The sequence below is a fragment of the Acidovorax soli genome (assembly GCF_014207955.1).
Lineage (GTDB): Bacteria > Pseudomonadota > Gammaproteobacteria > Burkholderiales > Burkholderiaceae_C > Acidovorax > Acidovorax soli_A.
Window position 1 is genome coordinate 642,577 of sequence record NZ_JACHLK010000002.1, and the last position, 15,765, is coordinate 658,341.

At 61.4% G+C, this 15,765-nt stretch carries 12 protein-coding genes; 10 read left to right on the forward strand and 2 right to left on the reverse strand.

Translation table 11 applies throughout. From position 1 onward, the window contains the following. Positions 1–35 precede the first annotated feature (35 nt). The 3 genes from HNP48_RS07440 to HNP48_RS07450 all read left to right on the forward strand — a co-directional run bounded on the left by HNP48_RS07440 (position 36) and on the right by HNP48_RS07450 (position 1,807). Complete coding sequence (locus tag HNP48_RS07440; RefSeq protein ID WP_184856247.1) at positions 36–326, forward strand: hypothetical protein; 291 nt, start codon at positions 36–38, stop codon at positions 324–326. Positions 327–504: 178 nt separating this feature from the next. Then, the gene (locus HNP48_RS07445) at positions 505–732 is read left to right on the forward strand and encodes a hypothetical protein (protein WP_184856248.1); all 228 of its coding nucleotides are present in this window, start codon (positions 505–507) and stop codon (positions 730–732) included. Positions 733–1,468: 736 nt separating this feature from the next. Next, positions 1,469–1,807 (forward strand): hypothetical protein, encoded by a 339-nt coding sequence (locus HNP48_RS07450; RefSeq protein ID WP_184856249.1) that lies wholly within the window; start codon positions 1,469–1,471, stop codon positions 1,805–1,807. A gap of 382 nt (positions 1,808–2,189) precedes the next feature. Here the strand turns inward: HNP48_RS07450 and HNP48_RS07455 are convergent, their stop codons facing one another. Next, positions 2,190–3,215, reverse strand: coding sequence for a phosphotransferase enzyme family protein (locus tag HNP48_RS07455; protein WP_184856250.1), 1,026 nt, complete (start codon positions 3,213–3,215; stop codon positions 2,190–2,192). Positions 3,216–4,203: 988 nt separating this feature from the next. Here HNP48_RS07455 and HNP48_RS07460 point away from each other — a divergent pair. The 6 genes from HNP48_RS07460 to HNP48_RS07490 all read left to right on the forward strand — a co-directional run bounded on the left by HNP48_RS07460 (position 4,204) and on the right by HNP48_RS07490 (position 13,006). Beyond that, positions 4,204–4,494 carry a hypothetical protein gene (locus HNP48_RS07460; RefSeq protein ID WP_184856251.1) on the forward strand — a complete coding sequence of 97 codons (291 nt, stop codon included), beginning with the start codon at positions 4,204–4,206 and terminating at the stop codon, positions 4,492–4,494. After that, positions 4,491–4,700: a hypothetical protein gene (locus HNP48_RS07465; RefSeq protein WP_184856252.1), complete on the forward strand. Its 210-nt coding sequence runs from the start codon at positions 4,491–4,493 to the stop codon at positions 4,698–4,700. The genes HNP48_RS07460 and HNP48_RS07465 overlap by 4 nt, the downstream gene beginning before the upstream one ends. Before the next feature lie 489 nt (positions 4,701–5,189). Further along, the gene (gene imuA, locus HNP48_RS07470) at positions 5,190–5,972 is read left to right on the forward strand and encodes a translesion DNA synthesis-associated protein ImuA (protein ID WP_184856253.1); all 783 of its coding nucleotides are present in this window, start codon (positions 5,190–5,192) and stop codon (positions 5,970–5,972) included. Then, positions 5,908–7,224 (forward strand): DNA polymerase Y family protein, encoded by a 1,317-nt coding sequence (locus tag HNP48_RS07475; RefSeq protein ID WP_260420129.1) that lies wholly within the window; start codon positions 5,908–5,910, stop codon positions 7,222–7,224. The genes imuA and HNP48_RS07475 overlap by 65 nt, the downstream gene beginning before the upstream one ends. A gap of 37 nt (positions 7,225–7,261) precedes the next feature. Next, on the forward strand, positions 7,262–10,360 hold the full coding sequence (locus HNP48_RS07480; RefSeq protein ID WP_184856254.1) for an error-prone DNA polymerase: 3,099 nt from the start codon (positions 7,262–7,264) through the stop codon (positions 10,358–10,360). 1,284 nt (positions 10,361–11,644) lie between these two features. Further along, positions 11,645–13,006 (forward strand): leucine-rich repeat domain-containing protein, encoded by a 1,362-nt coding sequence (locus HNP48_RS07490; protein ID WP_221480110.1) that lies wholly within the window; start codon positions 11,645–11,647, stop codon positions 13,004–13,006. Positions 13,007–13,612: 606 nt separating this feature from the next. Here HNP48_RS07490 and HNP48_RS07495 read toward each other — a convergent pair. Next, complete coding sequence (locus tag HNP48_RS07495; RefSeq protein ID WP_184856257.1) at positions 13,613–13,999, reverse strand: hypothetical protein; 387 nt, start codon at positions 13,997–13,999, stop codon at positions 13,613–13,615. A gap of 538 nt (positions 14,000–14,537) precedes the next feature. Between HNP48_RS07495 and HNP48_RS07500 the strand changes: the two genes are divergently transcribed. Then, positions 14,538–15,644 (forward strand): hypothetical protein, encoded by a 1,107-nt coding sequence (locus HNP48_RS07500; RefSeq protein WP_260420130.1) that lies wholly within the window; start codon positions 14,538–14,540, stop codon positions 15,642–15,644. Positions 15,645–15,765: the final 121 nt, after the last annotated feature.

Here is a 15,765-nt window from a genome sequence, read left to right on the forward strand (position 1 = left end):
GCTATCGGCCAGAACCAGTCCCTCAGGGACCTGCCATGTTTCAAAGAACCTTCCTCGTATCTGCTCTGCTGCTTGCTGGCTGCGGAGGTACTTCCGATATTCTGCAAGTTCAGATCCTCCCGTCCGAATACATCGCTGGCGCAGTGAAATCGCCTCTGGCAACACCCGTTGTGGACGAGGTCGTTCGGCTTAATCCGAGAAATGTCCACATCTCCATGTGCCGCTCGACCCCCAACGCCAAGGTTATGCAGTTCAATCTTGAACTTCAAGCGCGGCACGATGCAAAGATTACGGGCGGCTTCTATGAGAACTGTCCAGAGACATGACATTGGAGCGGCCTCGGCGCGCTGACTATCGCATTGAGGCCGCGTCATCGCGCAGTTTCAACGACAGCAACCGGCCAGAAGCGGCCATTCCAGATCATTAAAGCGAGCAAGGTTCATGTCACTGCAATTCATCGAATCCTCATGCGTAGGTCCTGTCTCGACCGCTGAGCTGGACCGAATGAAATCCATGATTCAGAACGACTATGTTGGCTTTCGCTTTGACCCCGAATACGTTCATCTCTTGCAGCGATGCAATGGAGGCGAGCCCGTCACGAAGTATTTTCGCGCTCCCTCTGGGCTCCTGGCTCCTCCGATTGAGCGCTTTCTGCACTATGCGCAGCTCTCAAGCCTGACGGATCGTAGCCTGGCCTTTTTTTCATGCAAACGTTTTCTGGTCGGCTCTTGATGACCGCCTCGGGAAGCTTTTGCCATTCGCAGTGCTTGGAAACAACGACGCACTTTGCTTCGACTGCAGTTTAAAGTCTTCGGCGGTTTTCCTCTGGAGCAACGAGAATTCGGGTGAGGACGCTCCGTCTTACGAGCGCATCAGCGATTCGTTTGGTGAGTTCTGCGCGCGCTTGTCTTCAACTCCTTCTTGACGGTTCTTAAGATCAACTATCCAGCAGATGGAATCGCAGCTTTCGGCCAGAAGCGGTCGGTCAGAAACAGGTTGTTCAATGAACCATGCGAGTCATATTGACTTATCTAGGCAGGTTGTACGTGAGATGGCACTGTTCCTCGACACGGGAAGCACCGAAGGATTCATTGCGGAAGAGGCTGCGTCCGCAGGTGAAGAGGCTCTTCGCCAGATGTGCATGGTGTTTCTACGATGGCTCCAGGGTGCAGCGGGAAAGCCCCGTCTTCGAGAGCTTAAAACTCACGAATTCGGCTCATCCTGCTCGACTCTACGCACACTCCTGTCGTCGGGCGGCAAGTTCGCGAACGTGTTTGCACAACTGGAGACTGGAAACATTGGTCTGATGTTTCCTGAGGAGCGAGAGGAGCTCTGTAGATTTGCGGTGGAGGCCCATATACCAATGCGATTTGCAACGATTAGGGTTCGATAGCAACAGGCGGCTAGACTTCGGCTTCTAGCGTCCTGTGTCGGGTAGGCTCGCATCGCAATAGCGGGGGGAGGCGATGTGACGCAGTTCAAGTTGATGGTCGATAGAACATTGGATGATGGAAGATTCGTTGTAATCAACGACTCGCGCGAGGACGCGCCTGTGGGCACGACTTTCGTGGAAATAACCGTCTGGGCGAGCGCGCGGATTGAAGGTGAGTTCGAGACGGAGCAGATTGGGTCAGCAACGGCAGTCGCGCTTCGGCTCGAATCGGTAGAATTTTGGCGGCGGTTAGTGGATGCTGTGCCATTTGGCCATAACGCTGCGGTCCAGCTTTCGGGCGCTGGATTGAAGGAACTCAGAGACCAGTTGGCCCGGATACCAAAGGGCCAGTACATCTTTCTCTCATCAGAATGACGATGACATGCCAAAAGTGGGCACGAGAGAAACAGTGACCAGCTGTCTACTGGTGCGATACGCTCTAGCAACTTGCTTCAATGCGCAGGATGGCATCTTGGAGGCTGTCTCTCAGCGGCTGTTGTCGCAGATGTTCAACGAGCATGACCGGGCCGCCTTCGCTGCCGAACTAAAAGCGGCCCTAGCCGACCCCGAAGTGTCTTGGCGGTCTATGCTTTGCAATTCAGAGTACGAGGTCGAAGACTTCGGCGATGAGGTACAAGCAAGACAGTTTGCTGAACGAAATCTGTTGGAGCCAATTTCGCGAACACGCCACGCTTAAAGGTCCGCTTTGGGCCCGAAGCGGTCATTGAAGCGAAAGCATACGAGTCACGGCGCGACCTTAACCGCGCAGGTCGATCTTCTTCCATGGCTCGACTCGTTCTATCTGCTTTTGCAGCCAGTCAATGGGAGCCATGCTTGTGCCCCAATGGTTCAATCGGCCGACAGCTTCACCCAAATTCCAGAGGTGCCGCAGTTGCATGAATAGCGGCAATGCTTCCAGGTCAGCCTTGTCAATCTCGCCGCCAGCGGCGCGGTAGCCGCGCAGATAGTGCTTCCATCGATCATGAAGCACGTCGTCTGGCTCCTTGAGCATTTTCCGATTCAAGTACGACCAGGGCATCACACCAAGGTCGTAGGCCAGATATCCTGGGCCGGCGTCATCGAAATCGAAGAAAACGGCCTTCTTGGCGCCGCCAGCGTCTGTGAATACATGGTTGTTGAAGCCATGGGTATCACCGTGGCAGATGACTCGGGTCAAGCAACTCTCAACGGCAGACACTTCCTCCTGCAGGGCGTGGACGTGCTGTCGATAAAGGTCAAGCGACTGCGTTTGCAACTCGGGATAGTGCTGCAGGTACTCCAACGTTTTGCCCGCGAGGTGGTGGGCGTCCAGGGTGTAGCGGCTTGCAGGCCCATCATAGTTGCGTGACGCCTCGTGAATACGGGCCAGTGTGTATTCCGTCAACTCAAACTCGTCCAGAGTCTCTGGCACTGCTCCGTCAGCATGGTGAAAGACGGCCAATGCGCGTGCCCCCTCTGGAAACTGAAGCCGAACATGGCCTGCGTCCGCCAGGGACCTGAGCGGTGTCGCAACGCCGACCTCGCTTGCCGCAAGGTGCTCGATCAGCGCGGTTTCAAAGTCGATGTTGAACTCGCCACGCGGACGAATCGAACAGAGTCTTGCTACATACCGGGCACCATCGAGTCCGCGAAGGGCGTAGTTGTCGTTTAATCCGCGCCGAATGAGGTGGCAATGGTGCAGCTTCAAACCATAGTGTTGCATCACCCAGTGCATCACCGAGGAAGGCGCTGCAGTTGTATGGGAATGGACAAGACCCGGGTCTACCGGCGTTGAAGTGGTCATCGGGACGAACTGCGCGATATAGGTTTGAAGAGACTGAGAGGCAGATGAATGCCCGCTTCGCGCCGGTTGCTGCCATCGTAGCAAGGCAACATTGGGCCCAAACCGGAAGTACGTGCATGCCGATAGCCGAAGTCTAGCCGACCGTCCCAACTGTTCCTCAGCGAGGGGCAGGCGATCTGGCGACGTCTGACCGTGGTGTCGAACTCTGTGACCACGGTGCCGAACCGGCCGTCCAGGAGCTCCGAAATACGCAAGAGGAGGTCTGCTGCTCCAAGTCCTCCAGACCGGCTCCGATTTTGCGCTCAGCCTGGTCGATTTGAGCTTTAGGAACGGGTGTTGATTTCTGCATACAGCCAGTCCAGTAGAAGTTTCATACATCGTGAACCCTGCCGAGACGTCCGGGTGTCGTCTTTCGTCTCGACGCATGGCGCGTTGGTGTTCATTGCTCCGCCGCGCAGCGAAGGCCATGAATTCCTACGTTAGTACCAGCGACATGCCGACACGCCCTCTTGAACCGGCTGCGCAGGATAAAAGAGCCCGCTCACCACCGTGGTCAGCGCCCAGACGAGGAAACAACCATGTCTCAAGAGCAAACTCAACAGCCGCAGCGAGATCAGAGCAGCCGCTCAGATCGCAATCAGGCTGCGCATGTGCGCCCCAGCGCCTTGAATGGAGGGGACCGCGGCGCTGCAGACTCTCCACCCACGACCTCCGAGCAACTGAACTTCGATGACGCCAGCGAGGACCATCCTCGCGGAAACACAAGTCGTACTGGAGGTACCTGGAACACGCCGGACCACAATACGGGCGACCAAGGCGAAATAGGTAAGGCGCCGGGCGCAGGCTTGTCGAACACCAACAGTCCCAGCGACCCGGATTCCAAAAACGCCCCGCCCCCGACCTGAACGGCCTGCATGTTGGGGGGCATCTACGAAACCCCGAGACTGCAATAAAGCGTGTGCAGCCAATGCCTGCATACCATCCATGCATGTTGCTTACCCTTCACATCATCAAGATTGAGTCCGGCGACTATCGGGCCCACGTGATGGAAGGCGCACAGCACCTGGGCAGCTACGAAACCAGCAGCATTGCGGAGGCCATCCGCCTGGCTGCCGAGAACCCACTGCCTGACCTGGCCGGGTTTCACATCTGGTACGAGCATGTCTCGATTGGCAGCGTGCCTGCCGGCGACATGCGGCGCGATCCCGAGGCGCTGGCCCGGCGGCTCGTGGAACTGCATGCCCTCTTCAGCAACCCCCAGTCGAAAGGATCCCTATGAGCGACAAACAGGCTGGCACCTCCAGCGGGCAAGTCGAGCTGGACGGGTTCATCGGCGATTGGACAGTGAATGACGGGCGATTGAAGCTCACCTGCCTCACTGCGGGAGCGCCGCCCAAGGAGGCCCAAGTGGACGAGGATCCTGAGGCACTGGCCAAGCTGCTGCTGCGGGAGCTGTTGGACGAGTGGAAGCGCACCCGGCCGTAGGAGCCAACGCGCCTGCGCAGTCCGAATGCGTTCTTTGCGGGGAACCATATATCGGCTTGGCAAGCGACGTCGTGTGCACCCGCTGGGCGGGATCGATGACCTCGGCCGGACCGATCCCGTCATAGAACACCGCCTTCGACACCGCCACCCGCACCTGAGTCCGATCTCCCTGGTGCTCGACTTCGTAGTGGGTTTTGGGGAACGGCAGCGCAATCTCGTCCGGAGGGCCGCCATACCAGACCGGTACAAGGAGGATTGCGGGCGAGGGAAGCAAGTCGGTCATTGAGCGATTTTAGAGGTGCCTCCTCTGCTTCAAGTTCTCAGAAATTTTTCCTCAGCTGGCGAACATTTGATCCTCCCGCGCCGGCCCTGATTTCCCCGCTATCGTTTTCAGTGCGAACCGCGCGCAATGGCCTTCAACTGCCCTCGGCGACCTCTTTTCTGTCAGTAGGGCTGTCCGTATACTGTATTTAATTACAGTATTTTGACATGCCAGCCGCTGCCCGCTCCTTCGACACCCAGCACCTGCCCATCAGCGTGCGGGAGTCCGTCTGGACGGGTGACGACCTGGCCCACCAGAACCATCCAACCATCCCCACGGGCTTTGACAGCCTGGACGCGTCTCTCCCCGGGGGCGGCTGGCCAACGCGGTCCCTGACGGAGGTTCTCTCGCCCCAGGCGCCCCTGTGCGAATGGAGCCTGCTGGGCGGCTGCATTCCATCCCTGATGGAGGGGGACGGCCAGATCCTGCTGGTCTCGCCCCCGCTGCCCCCGCATGCCGGCGGCCTGGCCCAGCGCGGCGTGCACCCCGACCGCCTGGTGTGGATCCGCGCCAAGGCGCCCGCAGACCGGCTCTGGATCACCGAGCAATTGGTCAAGTCCAACCCACGGGGCGCGGTGATGGCCTGGCTACCCCAGGCCCGTGCGGACCAGATCCGCCGGCTGCAGGTGCACGCCCAGTCCTGCCAGTCGCCGGTGTTCCTGTTCCGGCCAACCGGAGCCCAGCGCGAGGCGTCTCCCGCCCCCCTGCGCCTGCTGGCCTCCCTGGGCACCGGCTGGAACATCCACGTGCAGATCCTCAAGCGCCGTGGCACGCCGTGCCCGGATGCCCTGGAACTGGAAGCCATTCCTCCGCAGTTGCGCAAGGTGCTGCCACCGCGCCTGCTGCGCTCCACATCGTTTTCCCTTTCGCGCGAGGAGGCCCCCGATGCTCGGGATCTGGGCCGCACTGCGACCATCCAGCACCCACAGCGCATCCTGCATCCCCATTGACCTGCCGTCCCTCGCCGTGTGGGCGCTGCAGTTCGCGCCACGGGTGGCAGTGCTGGAGGAGGCTGTGCTGGTCGAGGTGGGGGCAAGCGCGCGCCTGTTCGGTGGTCTGGAGCAACTGCGCCAGCGGGTCGAAGAGGAAGGCACGGCTTTGGGCGTGGAGTGCATCGCCTGGGCGCCCACGGGCACGGCTGCGCTGGCCCTGGTGCGCGGGGGTGTGTGCGACGGCTTTGCAGGCCCGCTGCCCTCCATCCTGGACAAGCTCCCGCTGGAGACCATCACGGCTGTGGCCTCCCATCTGGGCACGCTGCAGCGCCTGGGCTGCAGGACCCTGGGCGATGTGCGCAAGCTGCCGCGCGGCGGCCTGAGCCGGCGTTTTGACACGGAGCTGCTGACCCGGCTGGACCAGGCCTATGGCCTGCGGCCCGAGGCCTACGAGTGGGTGCAGTTGCCCGAGACCTTCAGCGCGCGGCTGGAGTTCCAGTTCCGCGTGGAGCATGCGCCCGCGCTGATGTTCGGTGCCCGCCGGTTGTTGCTGCAGATGTCCAGCTGGCTGGCTGCCCGGCACATGGGCGTGACCTCGTTCACCCTGCGCTGGTGGCACGACGTCATGCGCGCCAAAACCGCAGGCACCGGTGGCGAGCTGACCGTGGGCACGGCCGAGCCCACCCAGTCGGTTGACCACCTGAGCCGGTTGTTGAACGAACACCTGGCCAAGGTCGAGCTGCAGGCGCCCGCAGGAGACATCGAGCTCGTTGCAACCCGCACCATCCCGATCCAGCAGGAGAGCAAGTCGCTGCTGCCCGACACCATCCGCCAGGGGGAAGCAACCTGGCTGGTACTGGAGCGCGTGCAGGCGCGCATCGGCAAGGCCGAGGTGGTGCGCCCCCTGCTCGCTGAAGACCACCGGCCCGAGTGGATGCAGCGCTGGCCCGGCGCCGAGGAGCCACGGCCGCGCGCCGCCCCGGGCCCGTGCCAGCTTCCAGTACCCGACTGGATCTTCGAGGAGCCATTGCGACTGGCCGAGCGCGACCACCGTCCCATCTACCAGGGCCCCCTGGTGATGCTGCTGGGTCCCGACCGTGTCGAGGGCGGTTGGTGGCACCGCGTGGGCGAAGGGGCGGATGCCCAGCAGACCAACGTGCAGCGCGACTACTGGGTGGCCCAGAGCCAGCATGCGGGCCGGCTGTGGATCTACCAGCAGCGCCTGGCCAACGACGAGACCGGCTGGTTCCTGCACGGGCGCTACGCCTGAGCGACCGACACCCTACCCTCACCCGTGAGCAGGCTGTATGGCGCTTCCCCTGTATGCAGAGCTGCTCTGCGTCTCCAACTACTCGTTTCTCATCGGCGCCAGCTGGCCCGAGGAGTTGGTTGAACGCGCCAGGGAGCTGGGCTACAGCGCGATCGCAATCACCGATGAATGCACGCTGGCCGGCGTGGTGCGGGCGCACATGGAGGCCAAGAAGCAAGGCATCCAGCTGCTGATCGGATCGCAATTTCGGGTGCAGGCGGACCTGCCTTTTACCCTGGTGGCGCTGGTCCAGAACATGAACGGCTACGGCAACCTGTGCCAGTTCATCACCCGTCTGCGAAGGTCGTCGGAGAAAGGCACCTACCTGCTGCACCGATCAGACATCGAGGGCGACACGCTGGCCGACTGCCTGCTGGTGGTCTCGCCCTGCCGCGAGGCCAGCGATGCGCAGTTGGAGGAACTGGGGCAGTGGACTTTGAGGCATTTTCTGGGTCGGGCCTGGCTGGGTGTGGACCTGAACCGCCGGATCGACGACGAGCTGTGGCTGCACCGCATGCGCGAGCTCTCCGCCCTGACCGAACTGCCGCTGGTCGCTCTGGGCGATGTGCTCATGCACCTGCGCAGCCGCAAACCCCTGCAGGACGTGCTGACCGCGACCCGGGTGGGCAAGCCGCTGACCGAATGCGGCTACGAGCTGCAACGCAGTGCCGAGCGGCATCTGCGCAGCCGGGTGCGGCTGGCCCAGACCTACCCTGAAGAGCTGATGGCCGAGACCGTGCGCATCGCCGAGCGCTGCACCTTCAGCCTGGACGAGATCCGCTACCAGTACCCGGACGAGGTGGTGCCCGATGGGCACACACCGGCGAGCTTTCTGCGCCAGGCCACGTACGAGGGGGCGGGCCGCCGCTGGCCCCATGGCATCCCCGCCAAGGTGCAGTCCCAGATCGAGCACGAGCTGGAGCTGATCTGCGACTTGCGCTACGAGCACTACTTCCTGACCGTGTTCGACATCGTGAGCTTCGCGCGGTCCGAGCACATCCTCTGCCAGGGCCGCGGCTCGGCTGCCAACAGCGTGGTGTGCTACTGCTTGGGCGTGACCGAGGTAGACCCGGCTCGCATGTCCATGCTGTTCGAGCGTTTTATCAGCAGAGAACGCAACGAGCCGCCGGACATCGACATCGACTTCGAACACCAGCGCAGGGAGGAAGTCATCCAGTACCTGTACCGCAAGTACGGGCGCGACCGCGCCGCCCTGGCGGCCACGGTGGTGACCTATGGACCCAAGTCCGCGATCCGGGATGTGGGCAAGGCCCTGGGTTTCAGCCTGGATACTGTCGATGCGCTGGCCAAGGGCCACCAGTGGTGGGATGGCGATGGTGTGCGGCTGGAACGTTTCGAGGAACTGGGACTACCAGAGAACGACCTGGCCGTGCGGCAGCTGATCCTGCTGACTATGCAGCTGATCGGTTTTCCTCGCCACTTGTCCCAGCACACGGGCGGCTTTGTGCTCACCAAAGGGCTGTTGTCCCGGCTGGTGCCCATCCAGAACGCCAGCATGGACGAGCGCACAGTGATCGAGTGGGACAAGGACGATCTCGACGCGGTGGGGCTGCTCAAGGTCGATGTGCTCGCCCTGGGCATGCTGACCGCCATCCGCAAGGCGCTGGACCTGGTGGGCACGCGCAAAGGCTATGACTTCGGGCTGCAGGACATCCCGGCGGAAGACCGCGAGACCTACCGGATGATTTCGAGGGCGGACACGGTGGGGGTGTTCCAAATCGAAAGCCGGGCGCAGATGTCCATGCTGCCGCGGCTGCGGCCCCGGTGCTTCTATGACCTTGTCATCTCCGTTTCCATCGTGCGCCCTGGGCCCATCCAGGGCGGCATGGTGCATCCGTACCTGAACCGCCGACAGGGCCTAGAACCGGTGACATATCCCAGCGAAGACCTCAAGCAGGTGCTCAGCCGCACGCTGGGGGTGACCCTGTTCCAGGAACAGGTCATGCAGGTGGCCATGGTCGCCGCGGGCTTCACCGCCGGCGAGGCCGATGACCTGCGGCGGGCCATGGCGGCGTGGCGCAAGCGCGGCGGGCTGGAGAAGTACGAGAAGAAGATCATCGATGGGATGTTGGAGCGCGGGTACACCCCGGCCTTTGCGCAGGCTACCTACCAGCAGATCAAGGGGTTCAGTGGGTATGGGTTTCCGGAAAGCCACGCGGCGAGCTTTGCTTTGCTGGTCTACGCGTCGTGCTGGCTCAAGCGGCACGAGCCAGCTGCTTTCCTGGTGGCCTTGCTCAACTCGCAGCCCATGGGCTTCTACACGCCGAGCCAGCTGGTGCAAGACGCCCGGCGGCACCGCGTGGAAGTGCGTGGCGTCGATGTGATGCACAGCGCAGTGGAATCGACGCTGGAGGATCTGCCTGCGATCCCAGCCGTGCGAATGGGCCTGCACATGGTGGCGGGCCTGCATGCGACATCGGCCGCGCGCATCGTTGAAGCCCGTGAGAAGCAACCCTTCGACAGCGCCGAGGACCTCGCCATGCGGGCCGGGTTGGAGCAGCACGAAATGAAGCTGTTGGCCGCGGCCGACGCGCTGCTGGGGTTGTCTGGCCACCGGCGCCAACAGGTGTGGGACGCAGCGGGGCTGCACCGTACGCCCGAGCTGCTGCAGGATGCTCCGGTGAATGAGGACTACCTGGAGCTGCAGGCCGCCCCCGAGGGCGAGGAGATCGTGTGGGACTACGCGTCCACCGGGCTCACGCTGCGCCGGCATCCGCTGGCACTGCTGCGACCGCGCATGGCAGCCAAGAAGCTGCTGTCATCGCGGGACCTGCGGCACATCCCGGATGGGCGGGTGATCCGCACGGCAGGAATCGTGACCTTGCGGCAGCAGCCGTCTACGGCCAAAGGGACGATCTTCGTGAGCCTGGAGGACGAGTTCGGCGCGGTGCAGGTGATCGTGTGGTCGGCGGTCCGGGATGAGCAGCGGCAGGTGCTGCTGGAGTCGCGGCTGCTGGCGGTCAAGGGGGTGTGGGAGCGGCGGGGGCCGGTGGCCAACCTGATTGCGCACCGGCTGGTGGATCTCACGCCCTGGCTGGGGCAACTGGGGCGGCTGGAAAGCCGCGACTTCAGGTAGCGTCCGTACGCAGGATTCTATGCGCCGCAGAAAAAGGCTTGGCTGGCGATTGCTGGCTTGAGGAACTCTCAGTAGCTCTGCGAGATTGAATGGATCTCAACATCCATCGAATATTTCTTCTTGGCATTCACGAAACCAACGGGCTCGTGGCGTGATCACCACGTATTTCAGGGGCAAGCACCTATCAACGCGTCATAGCTAGGATTTCCTGTGCAGTAGATGGGTTCGACCACCACATATCCGTTGGGCTCTACAGAAGCGATTCGCCACGAACCACCCAAGATGAAATCCCACAATGCCCCCCAGTCATAGCCTGCGAGGTCGGTGCGTATTTCGGTCGCTGCTGGACAGTGGAGGCGAAATGACTTGGACAGCGGGAACGGCGGGAACTGGACACAGAGACCGGCTCTAGTGTGCATTCCCAGGTCGCCGACGATAAGCATCTGTTCGGCTTCGCGTAGTCGCCTTCTTGGGGTGATAAAGGGCCCTGGGACGACAAGCTAGACTTCGGCTATCGGCCAAAAGCAGACCTTGGCTTCGAAACTGACACTGCGAACGTGACCAAGCCAATTACGTGCCCTGTGTGTATGTCGCCGATTGAGCGACGGATGCATGGCGGCCTTTTTTGAGGATCAATGTAGAGCGTGCTGCTGGGAGAGTGCCGGCACCTATTCGCCGACTGTTATTGGAATGGTGCCATCGCCCGTGCATCGATTGACCGTTACTTGGCCGGCATCCAAAGTCTCAGCTTCTGCCTTAGATGTGCTGCGCAGGGTCTCGCCGTCCGCGAAAAGTCTGAGTGTTGCGGCTTTGTCGGCATTGCTATTCGAAGGCAGGTCGTTTGAGCTTGATGAAGTCGCGGAGCATGCCCGGATAGAAGTGTCGACTCACCTGCAGAATGCTGGTTTCGTTATAAGTGCTCAAACCGTTCCATAGGCTGGCAATCGGCCAAAAGCGGGCTTTGCTCAAGCTCCACGCTCCACTCACCTTCGCAGCCGCGAAGGTGCGAAGACCAGCCTCGGCGGTGAAAGCGCCAACTGGACAAGCTGTCCAGAAAGCCTGCGAAAGTGCCCTCTATGATCCACGTGCAGCGCACACAGGGCGATCATCCCAAGCCACGGCGCCTGCCTGAAACAATCCTCTCAGTCCAACACCATGGCAACCCAAAAATCCAAATGGACGAACAGCTCGTTTTCCCCCATCCAAGTGCTCAACCACACCAGGGAGCTGAACCTGGAGCGCTTCACCAGCGAAGACCTGGCCCCCATTGCCGGCTGCGATGATGTGGAAGTGCTGTGCCTGCGCAGCAGCAAGCTGGCCGAGCCCTTGGACCTGGCGCGCATCGCCCACATCACCAGCCTGACCTACCTGCGGCTGGAAAGCGTGAAGTTCACGAACCTTGCCGCACTGCGCGCGCTGCCTCGCTTGAAGACGCTGAGCATCGACAACTGCCGGTTCTCGGACTTCGAGGCGCTCAATGGCTTTCAGACGCTGCGCGACCTGACTCTGCGCAACAACAAAAAGGCGATGTTTCCCACGGGGCTGGACTTGCCGCAGCTCCAGTCCCTGCAGCTGTCGAGGAGCGGAATCTCGGACCTGGGATTTGTGCAGGGCTATGCGCACAGCTACCCTGGCATGGTCAAGCTGGACCTTTCGGGCAACCAGCTCGGCGACCTGTCCCCTCTGACCGCGTGCACCCAGGTGACGGACCTAAACCTGAGCTTCAACGAGATCAGCGACCTGTCACCGTTGGCGGCCTGCCCTCAGATCGTGAAGCTGAACATAGCTTACAACCCCATCAGCAGCCTTGCGCCGCTGGCGGGTCGCAAGTTTGTGGACTTTCACGCCAGCGCGCCGCAACTCGAGGAGCGACTCGCCCTGAAGTTGGACCTGCCCCAACCGCCCCAGGTGCACAAACCCGAGCACGTTGAGGCATGGCGCTTGGCCGATCGGATGCGGGCGAAGGACTGGCCTGCCGTCTACGCCATAACCGACCTGGATCTGCTGGCCCGGGGCTTCTCCAGCTTTGTGGGCGGGCACTACGATGAGGAGGCCTTGCGTGGCGTGCTGGCCCACCCGGCCGAGGGCGCCTTTCACGCCCTAGTGGCCAACGGCCTGCGCCCGCACTACACAGAGGAGTGGGCGGTGCTGGTAGAGGTGCTCAGCAGCTTTGGCGAGCACACCATCGCGCCGATGACCGAGTGCTTTCACACGGCGCTGGCATGGCACCCCTACCGGCAAGAGTTCCTGGCCGGCAAGCTCAAGAGCGACCACGCCACAATCATGAACGTGCTGCTCAAGGTGGCCAGCCCGGCGTACACCGACCTCTTCCTCGCCTTCTTCAACGACCGCGACCGCTTCTCGAACGCGCACCTGGGCAACTACAAATGCCTGCTTGAAGTGGTGGGCAAGACCAAGGCGCCGCAGCTTGTGGAGCCCATCATGGACCTGCTGCGGTTGGAGCGGCAGATCGTCGGTGGCGACGCCGTCTTCATGAAAAGGATCTTCAAGGCCATCGGCCAACTGGGCAGCAAGGCCGACGCCGCTTTGCTGGCCAGCCGGTTCGATGCCGCCGCCGAAGATCGACCGGATGTGCTGCAAGCGTATGAGGCGGCGCTGGCGCGTTTGGAAAAGAAGAAAGTGTGATGCCCGGATCGAGAAGGACGGCTTTGGGCCCGAAGCTGCCGTTCGCTTTTGCCCAAAGCGGACATCGAAGGTGGGTCACGCCAGATGGAAAACGCGGGTTCCCAGGGGAACATCCTCTTTCGCTATCTGCGGCGGTAACACGAATGGGATTGTGAGGACCTTGGGGCGTGGTCTTGACCCATAGCTGAAGAGCGGAATCGAGTGAATCCTCGTGTCGACAATCTTGCCATTGGGCTTCAACAGTCGGATTGGGTCTCCCACCCGGACCTCAGGGACACCTGGCCCTGGCGTCACGCCCGGCGCAAGTACGCACCCAATGTTTGAGGTTTGGAATACCTGTTCAACGGTGAAGAGCAGAGAAGGTTCCATGAGTCGAGTGGCCGGTTCTGGCTGATACCCGAAGTCTAGCCGCCACCGGCCGCTTGCGGTCACGATGGCATGGCCACCCGCTTACCTTCCCCCGGCTGTCCTCCCACGTCCAGCGACCGAAACCGCTGTCGATTCACGACCCGCTAACGTCCGCCAAAATCCGCCGGTTTGACGTCAACCTTGATGCACTCTTCTTGTTGAAAAACGATGGTCAGAGACCCAAGGTGGGCCTTCAGCTCAGGTTGCATCTGTCACCTTGCCACCACCCAAGCACCGCCACCAACACCACGACATGCCTGAGAACAAGACCATGGTGAAAGCGGCATCAGCGAATGCGTACATCGAGTAGGCGATGTGATCCGAAGAATGCTGCTGGTTGTAGCGCCACATACAGAGCACCAACAGACACTCAGAAAAGAAAAAGCTGATCAGCGAAAACCCAAGGACTCGACGGCGCGCAGTCACCGCGATGAGCGCCGCACAGACCACAAGTTGGGCGATGCCGACCAAGGAGGACTGCTGCCTGTGCGTGAGTTCTGAGAGCAAAGGGCCCAACAGTTCGTACCACCACTGCCGATAAAAAAGCAGCACGCCAACGAGCACGGCACCCAGCCAGGCAACCACGAACGAGAGCCCATGTGCCCTATGTGCCCTGTGCGGCCTGACTTCACGCATACCGCAAAACCCGCAGGATGTGCTGGACCGTATGGGAGATTCTGGGCACTGGTTCCTCCTGTAAGTGGCTTGCAGTCTGGGCGTACAGCTGCAGGACTATTCAAACTGCAGGGGTCCGATCGGACGCGCCGACACCGTACTCCGAGACCGCCACTGCTCTGACGACGTGGCATGTGGTTCCGCACGAGAACCTTGCTGTCGAGCTTGCACCCATGTAGACGTGCGCTATTGACCGACAGCGAAAGTCTAGCCTGCCGCCCCTGCCCAGGGTCCTCCAACAAGGTGACCCAGCGAAGATGCGCCTGCGCTGGCCGGCCATGACCGCTTTGCAGCGGAAGCGACCCTACATTTTGATACTCGAAAGCGGCGCCGTGTCGGCTACGCGAGTGACAAGGGTCACATGCTATACCTGGCGGTCGATCACACACTCAATCACATCAACCAGATGACATGCGTTCGACGTGTCACGATTTCGAGAGGAATTTCCATGCCTTTTTCTTTCGTCGCAGTCAATCGCCGCGAGCCACGCGGTGCGCGTCGTTCATTTTCCCGCGCTCCGGTGGCTCAATGGCACTTGGTTTTTATGGGGCTTGCAGCGGCGCTGGTACTGGCCGGCTGCGGAGGTGGGGGTGGCGAGGATTCTGGCCCCCCGCCTGGCTTGGACTATAAGCGTCTGGGCCTGTCGGTGAATGGGCTGGTCACGGGTCAGAGCTTGGTGGTGCAGAACCACGGCGCGGACGATTTCATCATCAGCGCCAACGGCTTCGTGGAGACGGCGAAGAGTCGGCCACTGGGCAGCAGCTATGCAGTGACTGTCAAAACCCAGCCTTCGGGCCAGCGCTGTACTGTCGCGCGCGGTACTGGAACGCTGATCGCGGGTGGCGCGTCGGTGCTGATCGATTGCGCAACGGTGGCGGGCGAGCGCAATACGCTGGGCGGCACCATCAGCGGTGTTACCGCAGGCCAGACGGTGGTGCTTACCAATGGCAGCGAGGACTTGGCATTGAAAGCCGATGGCAGCTTTGCCTTTTCTACCCAGCTTCCTGCAGGTGCTGCCTATGCGGTTACGGTGAAATCTCGTCCCGCTGGCGTCGGCTGCGTGGTGCGCAATGGATCAGGCACGGTGGCCACCAACGTGGCGGACACTGTGGCGGTGCGCTGCGTGCCAGAGGGCGCCTTGGCTGATGGGCTTTGGGAAAGGGAGCAGTGCGACGTGACGTCCGACGGAATCGGCATCACAGATGTGTGGGGTTTGTCGAAATCCAACGCTACATCAGTGTCGGTTGGCTCCGCTGGAATTTTCTACCGCGATGCCCAGTGCAGTGGTGCAGGCGAATACAGGCAAGGCCCGATGATTGGCGGGTCCACGATCCTTGAAATGCGCAGCGCGGCGAATGGGGAGATGGTGGCCTACTGGGGCGTGCGCAACTTCTTTGCCGCCGCCGCGCCGCGTCCGCTTGTGATGGTGCGCAAATCCAACTATCTCTGTGTGATTGACGACAGTGCATCCGCGTCGGCCTACCCCGATGTGGCGAGCCTAGCGCCTGCCGTTGCTGCAGCTATTTCGGCGCGCAAGTGTTACACCCCGCGTTGAAAAACACGCCTCAGTGAACCTGACAGCTACTTGTACAAGTACCAGCAGGTTGCCACCCGCCTGGCAGCCTGTTGCCGTCGGAAACGAAAAATATGCCTGCGCTAGCTGTGTGCACGTTTGT

Bases quoted from the DNA above. Each gene is read 5' to 3' on its own strand.
- HNP48_RS07440 (WP_184856247.1), top strand. From the start codon at position 36: ATGTTTCAAAGAACCTTCCTCGTATCTGCTCTGCTGCTTGCTGGCTGC.
- HNP48_RS07445 (WP_184856248.1), top strand. From the start codon at position 505: ATGAAATCCATGATTCAGAACGACTATGTTGGCTTTCGCTTTGACCCC.
- HNP48_RS07455 (WP_184856250.1), bottom strand. From the start codon at position 3,215: ATGACCACTTCAACGCCGGTAGACCCGGGTCTTGTCCATTCCCATACA.
- HNP48_RS07460 (WP_184856251.1), top strand. From the start codon at position 4,204: ATGTTGCTTACCCTTCACATCATCAAGATTGAGTCCGGCGACTATCGG.
- HNP48_RS07465 (WP_184856252.1), top strand. From the start codon at position 4,491: ATGAGCGACAAACAGGCTGGCACCTCCAGCGGGCAAGTCGAGCTGGAC.
- imuA (WP_184856253.1), top strand. From the start codon at position 5,190: ATGCCAGCCGCTGCCCGCTCCTTCGACACCCAGCACCTGCCCATCAGC.
- HNP48_RS07475 (WP_260420129.1), top strand. From the start codon at position 5,908: ATGCTCGGGATCTGGGCCGCACTGCGACCATCCAGCACCCACAGCGCA.
- HNP48_RS07480 (WP_184856254.1), top strand. From the start codon at position 7,262: ATGGCGCTTCCCCTGTATGCAGAGCTGCTCTGCGTCTCCAACTACTCG.
- HNP48_RS07500 (WP_260420130.1), top strand. From the start codon at position 14,538: ATGCCTTTTTCTTTCGTCGCAGTCAATCGCCGCGAGCCACGCGGTGCG.